Raw genomic sequence first — 5143 nt, forward strand, 5'->3', positions numbered from 1 at the left:
CCGGCGCCAGCCCTCGGATCATGGCGTCCGCGCAGCCCGACGGCGAGCGCATCCTGACCTGGCGACAGCTCTACGACCTCGACTCGCTGCCCGACCATTTGATCGTGGTGGGCTCCGGTGTCACCGGGGCCGAATTCGTCAACGCCTACACCGAGCTGGGGGTGACGGTGACCGTGGTGGCCAGCCGCGACCGCGTGCTGCCCTACGAGGACGCCGACGCCGCCCTGGTGCTGGAGGAATCGTTCGCCGAGCGCGGCGTCAAGCTGGTGAAAAACGCGCGCGCCCAGTCGGTTACCCGCACCGAGGCCGGAGTGATGGTCACCATGACCGATGGCCGCACCGTCGAAGGCAGCCACGCCCTGATGACGATCGGCTCCGTTCCCAACACCGGCGGCCTAGGCCTGCAGCGGGTCGGCATCGAGCTCGGGCGCGGCGACTACCTGACCGTGGACCGGGTCTCACGGACATCGGTGCCCGGTATCTACGCCGCCGGCGACTGCACCGGCCTGCTGCTGTTGGCGTCGGTCGCCGCCATGCAGGGCCGCATCGCGATGTATCACGCGCTCGGCGAGGCCGTCAGCCCGATCCGGTTGCGCACCGTGGCCGCGACGGTCTTCACCCGGCCGGAGATCGCCGCCGTCGGGGTACCGCAGTCGATGATCGACGACGGCTCGGTGCTGGCGCGGACCATCATGCTGCCGTTGCGGACCAACGCCCGAGCCAAGATGTCCGGGCTGCGGCACGGCTTCGTCAAGCTGTTTTGCCGGCGGTCCACCGGCGTGGTGATCGGCGGGGTAGTGGTCGCGCCGATCGCATCGGAGTTGATCCTGCCGATCGCGGTGGCGGTGCAAAACCGGATCACGGTCAACGAGTTGGAGCAGACGCTGGCCGTCTACCCGTCGCTGTCAGGTTCGATCACCGAAGCCGCCCGCCGGCTGATGGCGCACGACGATTTGGACTGATCCCAGGTAGCCTGGGGAGCCAGCGTCCTACTGACGAGTAACCGAGGAGTGCTGTTCCGTGAGCGCACCGGGGAGCGGGCAATTCTGGCCGGCATCCACCCTTGGGCCCGAGCAACGTGCCGCTGCCTGGGAACGGCTCGGCGCCGAGCAATTCGACGTCGTGGTCATCGGCGGGGGCGTGGTCGGCTCGGGGTGCGCGCTGGACGCAGCCACCCGAGGGCTCAAAGTGGCGATGGTCGAGGCGCGTGACTTCGCCTCCGGCACGTCCAGCCGCTCGTCGAAGATGTTTCACGGTGGGCTGCGCTACCTCGAGCAGTTGGAATTCGGGTTAGTGCGTGAGGCGCTCTACGAACGCGAGCTGTCACTGACCACGCTGGCGCCGCACATGGTCAAGCCGCTGCCGTTTCTGTATCCGCTGACCAGGCGCTGGTGGGAACGCCCGTACGTGGCTATGGGTATGTTGCTCTACGACCAGCTCGGCGGCGCGAAATCCGTTCCGCCGCAGAAGCATTTGACTAGGGCCGGCGCTCTGCGACTGTGCCCCGGTCTCAAGCGCAATTCGTTGATCGGCGGTATCCGCTACTACGACACGGTGGTCGACGACGCTCGGCACACCCTGACCGTTGCGCGTACCGCCGCCCATTACGGCGCGGTGGTGCGGTCCTCGACCCAGGTGATCGCCTTGCTTCGCGAAGGCGACCGGGTGACCGGGGTACGGGTCCGGGATTCCGAGGACGGCGCCGTCACCGACGTTCACGGCCACGTCGTGGTCAACGCGACCGGGGTCTGGACCGACGAGATCCAGGCGCTGTCCAAACAGCGGGGGCGATTTCAGATACGAGCCTCCAAGGGCGTGCACGTCGTCGTACCGCGGGACAGGATCGTCAGCGACGTCGCGATTATCCTGCGCACCGAAAAGTCGGTGATGTTCGTTATCCCGTGGGGCAGCCACTGGATCATCGGAACCACCGACACCGACTGGAACCTCGACCTGGCGCACCCGGCGGCCACCAGGGCCGACATCGAGTACATCCTCGGCACTGTCAACACCGTGCTGGCCATCCCGTTGAGCCATGACGACATCGACGGCGTCTACGCCGGGCTGCGGCCGCTGCTGGCCGGGGAAAGCGACGAGACGTCAAAGCTGTCGCGGGAACACGCTGTGGCGGTGCCCACCCCGGGTCTGGTGTCCATCGCCGGCGGCAAGTACACCACGTATCGGGTGATGGCGGTCGATGCCATAGATGCTGCGGCGCAGTACATTCCCGCACGCGTTGCGCCGTCGATCACCGAGAAGGTGCGGCTGGTGGGCGCCGACGGCTATTTCGCCCTGATCAACCAGGCCGAACATGTCGGCGCGCTGAACGGCCTGCACCCCTACCGGGTGCGGCATCTGCTCGACCGCTACGGGTCGCTGATCAGCGAGGTATTGGCGATGGCCGACGGCCGCCGTGAGCTGCTGAACCCGATCACCGCGGCCCCGGTCTACCTCAAGGTCGAAGCCGCATATGCCGCCGCTGCGGAGGGGGCGCTGCATCTGGAAGACATCCTGGCGCGCCGGATGCGGATCTCCATCGAATACCCGCACCGCGGTGTCGATTGCGCGCGTGAGGTGGCTGACGTTGTCGCGCCGATACTGGGCTGGACCCAGGAGGACATCGACCGTGAGGTCGAGACCTACGCCGCGCGGGTGGAGGCGGAGATACTGTCGCAAACCCAGCCCGACGACGCGTCGGCGGACGCCCTGCGGGCCTCCGCTCCCGAGGCGCGCGCCGAGATTCTGGAACCGGTGCCTTTAACGTGAGCCCGGCGCCGTTGCCGGTTCGTGACCGGCTCGGAGGTGGCGGCCGAGCTACCGGGGTAGCGAGGCCAGAACCGACCATCGGGCTGGGACCCGCACGGTTGCGGTTGCGCGGCGGCCTGGTGTTGGCCGAGCTGGAGGCCCGGTTCGGAGCGGTTGTCAGCACGAAAGTCGTTGCGGGACAGGTGGTTACCGCAGACGGTGGCGTGGTCGACGAGACGACGGTGTTGCCGGCGGGTGCCTGTGGGTATCTCTATCGGGATCTGCCCGACGAAGTGCCGGTGCCGTTCGACATCCCGGTGCTGTACCGAGCCGACGACATCGTGGTCGTCGACAAGCCACATTTCCTGGCCACCATGCCGCGGGGGCGCCACGTCGCACAGACCGCGCTCGTGCGGTTGCGTCGCGAACTCGACTTGGCGGAGCTGAGTCCGGTGCATCGGCTGGACCGGGTGACCACCGGCGTGCTGTTATTCACCGCTCGCCGTGAGCTGCGCGGCGCGTACCAGACGCTGTTTGCCCGCGGTGCGGTGCGCAAGACCTACCTTGCCCGGGCCGCGGTCACACCTGCCCTGGATCTGCCTCGCGTGGTACGCAGCCGAATTATCAAGCGGCGCGGCCAGTTACAAGCCATCGAGGAGTCGGGTGAGGCGAACGCCGAGACGCTGATCGAGCTGATGTCGATGGACGGCCTCTACCGGCTGACGCCGCGAACCGGCCGCACCCATCAGCTGCGGGTGCACATGGCGTCGTTGGGTATACCGATCCACGGAGACCCGTTGTATCCGAGGATCGTTGACGTAGCGCCGGATGATTTCAGCACGCCGTTGCAGTTGTTGGCATACAGCTTGGAATTCGACGACCCAGTCAGCGGATCGCGGCGGCGGTTCGTCAGCCGGCGAACGATAATCGGAGCAGTTATGTGAGACGCGGCTCGGACACGATGGGCGGATCCGGCGGCTCCGGTGTGCTGCGGGTGGCCGACGAAGTCGCTGACGCGCTGCACTGAGGTCGCCCGGTGGTCGCGCTGGAGACCACGCTGGTCTCACACGGGTTCTCGCAGGGACGTGGCCTGCTCGCTGCGCAGCAGGCCGAGCAGCGCGTCCGTGCCGCCGGCACTGGGCCGTGCACGGTCGGCGTCGTGGACGGCTTCGTTCGGGCTGGGCTGAGCGCTACGCCGGAGCCGCCGCGCACAAGGCGGGTGCGCGGGATATCGCGGCCTGCGTGGCGGGTTCGCCGAGACCCTCGGTATCTCCGGTGACCTGCTGCAACTGGCCGGCACCCCGACGATGGCGGTGTCGTCCGGCGCCAAGGCCATTGTGGATGTCTCGGCGACAGCGGAGCTGCTGGAGACGCTGAGCGTACCGGTCCTGGGCTGGCGGACCGAGACGCTTCCCCTCTTCTACCGCGGCCAGGGTGGCTCCCCGGTGGCCGCGCGGGTGGACAGCGTCGCCGACACCGCTCGGGTGGCCTCGCTCCACTGGGAGCTGGCAGGCTTATCCGGGCTGCTGCTTGGCCGCCCGCCCGATCCCGAGCTCGACATCGAGCACGAGGCCGCCGCGGCGGTCCGCCCGGCGCACAAAGCCGGGGTCACCGGCCCGGCGGTGCCCCCGGCCGTCCTGGCCTTGGTCGAAGAGTTGACCGAGGGCCGAAGTGTCGCGGTCAACCAACAGCTCATCGCGGACAACGCCGCTTTGGCCGCAAAGATCGCCGTCGCCTACACGGCCTTTCGGTAACCGCCGGCGGCCCCGCTTCGTCAGCCGGCGGGCGGTCTGGGTTTCACGGTTGGTCCGCTGCCACGCGGGTAAATCGCAGCATGGCCGCTAACCCGACTGCGGAGCTGTATCGACTAGAGCTCGATGGACACGGGCCAGAGGACGTTGCGGTGCTCGACGATCGGTTGGTGACCGGTGTCGCCGACGGCCGGCTGCTGAGCGTCGCCAAAGACGGGACCGACGTCGAAGTGGTGGCCGACACCGGGGGTCGCCCCCTGGGGATCGAGTCCCTGCCCGACGGCCGGTTGATCGTATGCGATGCGCAGCGAGGACTGCTGCGGGTAGACCCCGCCGCCGATTCGATTGAGCCGCTGGTCACCACGGTGGCCGGTGAGCCGATGAAGCTGTGCAACAACGCGGCTGTCGCTGCCGACGGCGCTATCTACTTCACCGATTCCTCGCGCCGCTATGGGCTCGATGCCTTCCAGGCCGACGTCATTGAACGCAGCGCCACAGGCCGGCTGCTGCGCCGCGACCCGGCCGGCGAAGTCCAGGTGTTGCTCGATCACCTGGAGTTCGCGAACGGCGTCGCACTTGCTGACGATGAATCCTTCGTCGCGGTCGCCGAAACCAGCACTGCTCGTATTCATCGGGTGTGGTTGCAC

4 protein-coding genes and 2 pseudogenes (2 of these 6 cut by a window edge) are annotated in these 5143 nt (G+C 67.9%); all 6 read left to right on the forward strand.

The annotated features are described in order from the left end of the window. A pseudogene (locus ACFE99_RS05575) lies at positions 1 to 962 on the forward strand (NAD(P)H-quinone dehydrogenase) (its annotated part extends 424 nt beyond the left edge of the window); the annotation flags it as partial. A gap of 58 nt (positions 963 to 1020) precedes the next feature. Then, the gene (locus ACFE99_RS05580) at positions 1021 to 2766 is read left to right on the forward strand and encodes a glycerol-3-phosphate dehydrogenase/oxidase (RefSeq protein WP_375483206.1); all 1746 of its coding nucleotides are present in this window, start codon (positions 1021 to 1023) and stop codon (positions 2764 to 2766) included. Beyond that, complete coding sequence (locus ACFE99_RS05585; protein WP_375483208.1) at positions 2763 to 3689, forward strand: pseudouridine synthase; 927 nt, start codon at positions 2763 to 2765, stop codon at positions 3687 to 3689. The genes ACFE99_RS05580 and ACFE99_RS05585 overlap by 4 nt, the downstream gene beginning before the upstream one ends. A 92-nt stretch (positions 3690 to 3781) precedes the next feature. Beyond that, positions 3782 to 4024, forward strand: coding sequence for a pseudouridine-5'-phosphate glycosidase (locus ACFE99_RS05590; RefSeq protein WP_375483210.1), 243 nt, complete (start codon positions 3782 to 3784; stop codon positions 4022 to 4024). After that, complete coding sequence (locus ACFE99_RS05595; RefSeq protein ID WP_375483254.1) at positions 3984 to 4499, forward strand: pseudouridine-5'-phosphate glycosidase; 516 nt, start codon at positions 3984 to 3986, stop codon at positions 4497 to 4499. Before ACFE99_RS05590 ends, ACFE99_RS05595 begins: the two co-directional genes overlap by 41 nt. Positions 4500 to 4579: 80 nt before the next feature. Further along, positions 4580 to 5143, forward strand: a pseudogene (locus tag ACFE99_RS05600) (SMP-30/gluconolactonase/LRE family protein) (it continues 423 nt past the right edge of the window).

Origin of the sequence: uncultured Mycobacterium sp. (assembly GCF_964249325.1) — a bacterium.
Classification (GTDB): Bacteria; Actinomycetota; Actinomycetes; order Mycobacteriales; family Mycobacteriaceae; genus Mycobacterium.